Below are 1,452 nucleotides of genomic sequence, written 5' to 3' on the forward strand. Positions count from 1 at the left end.
CCGTGTCGTCAAACGCAAGATGTCCAACTACTGGCTCAAGCGGGCTGAGCACCTGACATGGCCCCAGCCCACCCTCACCGGAACCCGAGCTGTCCGCATCAAACGACCCCAACCAGCAGACCCGTAAAGCAACGGCATTGGCTTTAGAGCCTGTCCGTGAACTGATCACGTGGCCCTGTCGGCGCTGTGGCGTGGCGTCTGTCGATCATCACGGCGTGCTCGGCGTGTCCTGCCCGACGAGGGTGAGGGCTTCTGGACGGATGTGGTTGTCGAAGCCCGCCCGTCCAGAAGCCCTCAGGATGTCTGTCTACCTCGTCTCGAACCTCGCGACCACGCCCGACACGCCTCCCGCCGCGGGATCGCCCTGCTCGGTGACCGGGTGCGGCTGCGTCCACCGTGTCACCCGCTATCCCTCCGACACTACCGACGCCGAGTGGGAGGTCCTCGAACCGCACGCCCAGGCGGTGATGGCCGAGCTGCGCCGCGGCCCGGGCGGGCGCCCGATGGCCCACCGGCTGCGCGCGGTCGTGGACGCGGTCCGCTACCTGGTCCGCTACGGCATCGAGTGGCGCGCCCTGCCCGCGGACTTCCCGCCCTTTCTGTGGAATCCGACCTGTCCAGTGCCGTCGGAGATCCGCCTGGTCGATATGTGCTCGCCGGTTGGGTCAAAGGCAGGGAGACTCATGTGCTGTGAACATGGGGATCTCTGGTTTTGAGCCGTCCTTCTTGATCGGGGTCGACGCGATTCGGCAGGCGCACGGATCACGCTTGGCGGCGCTCGCCGGTAGGCGGCTGACGGGGTTCGCGCTGGTGCGGTTCGCCGAAGACGGGGACTGGTTCGCCGACTGCCCGGTGGTGCTGGACTTCGACGGCATCCAGGTGGAGGTCTGCCACTGGAAGCTCGATGAACTTTCGATCGGCTGGGACACCATCGACACCACGGCAACCATCACCGGGTGGGAGTCTTCCGAGCTCACGCCCCGGTGGTCTCACAGCGACGAACGCCTCGAACTGTGCGTCGGCCACGAACTGCGTGAGGTCACGCTTCTCGAATGGCAACCAGCCGACCGTGACCTGGCGGCAGGAACCGTGGCGGTGGAGTTCACCTTCGCCAGTGGCTCCCTGCGGATCGTCAACGGCCTCGACGAGAACAGCATCGAGGTCGGCGCGGCCCACCCGAACTACGTCCAACACAGGCTGGGCCACTGAGCACTACTGCCCGGTCGGTTTCCGGTTGATCTCGATGACCGGCAGCAGGGTGGCCTGAGCTGGGATGCCGATCTGCCGAGGAGTCGGGGACTGTCAAACGAGTGGCCCTGTCTCACATTCGGTGGTGACGGAGCGTGCTGTTATCCGAGGAGGATGCGGTGCCGGAGCAGGGTGAAGCCTGCTCGTCCGTGCATCTGGCGCGCGATCCGTTTGGTCTTGGTGTTGACGCCCTCAGTGGGGCCG

General features: G+C 66.0%; 2 protein-coding genes. Both read left to right on the top strand.

What is annotated here, in order from left to right; translation table 11 throughout:
- The first annotated feature begins 299 nt into the window (after window positions 1–299).
- Window positions 300–716, top strand: a complete 417-nt coding sequence (locus tag PUR53_RS00015) for a transposase (protein WP_329906928.1) — start codon at window positions 300–302, stop codon at window positions 714–716.
- The gene (locus PUR53_RS00020; protein ID WP_329906929.1) at window positions 697–1,209 is read left to right on the top strand and encodes a hypothetical protein; all 513 of its coding nucleotides are present in this window, start codon (window positions 697–699) and stop codon (window positions 1,207–1,209) included. Before PUR53_RS00015 ends, PUR53_RS00020 begins: the two co-directional genes overlap by 20 nt.
- Window positions 1,210–1,452: the final 243 nt, after the last annotated feature.

Source organism: Streptomyces sp. SP18BB07, from assembly GCF_036322545.1.
Classification (GTDB): domain Bacteria; phylum Actinomycetota; class Actinomycetes; order Streptomycetales; family Streptomycetaceae; genus Streptomyces; species Streptomyces deccanensis.

Coding starts and splice junctions, on each gene's coding strand:
- PUR53_RS00015 (WP_329906928.1), top strand. CDS start 300: ATGTCTGTCTACCTCGTCTCGAACCTCGCGACCACGCCCGACACGCCT.
- PUR53_RS00020 (WP_329906929.1), top strand. CDS start 697: ATGGGGATCTCTGGTTTTGAGCCGTCCTTCTTGATCGGGGTCGACGCG.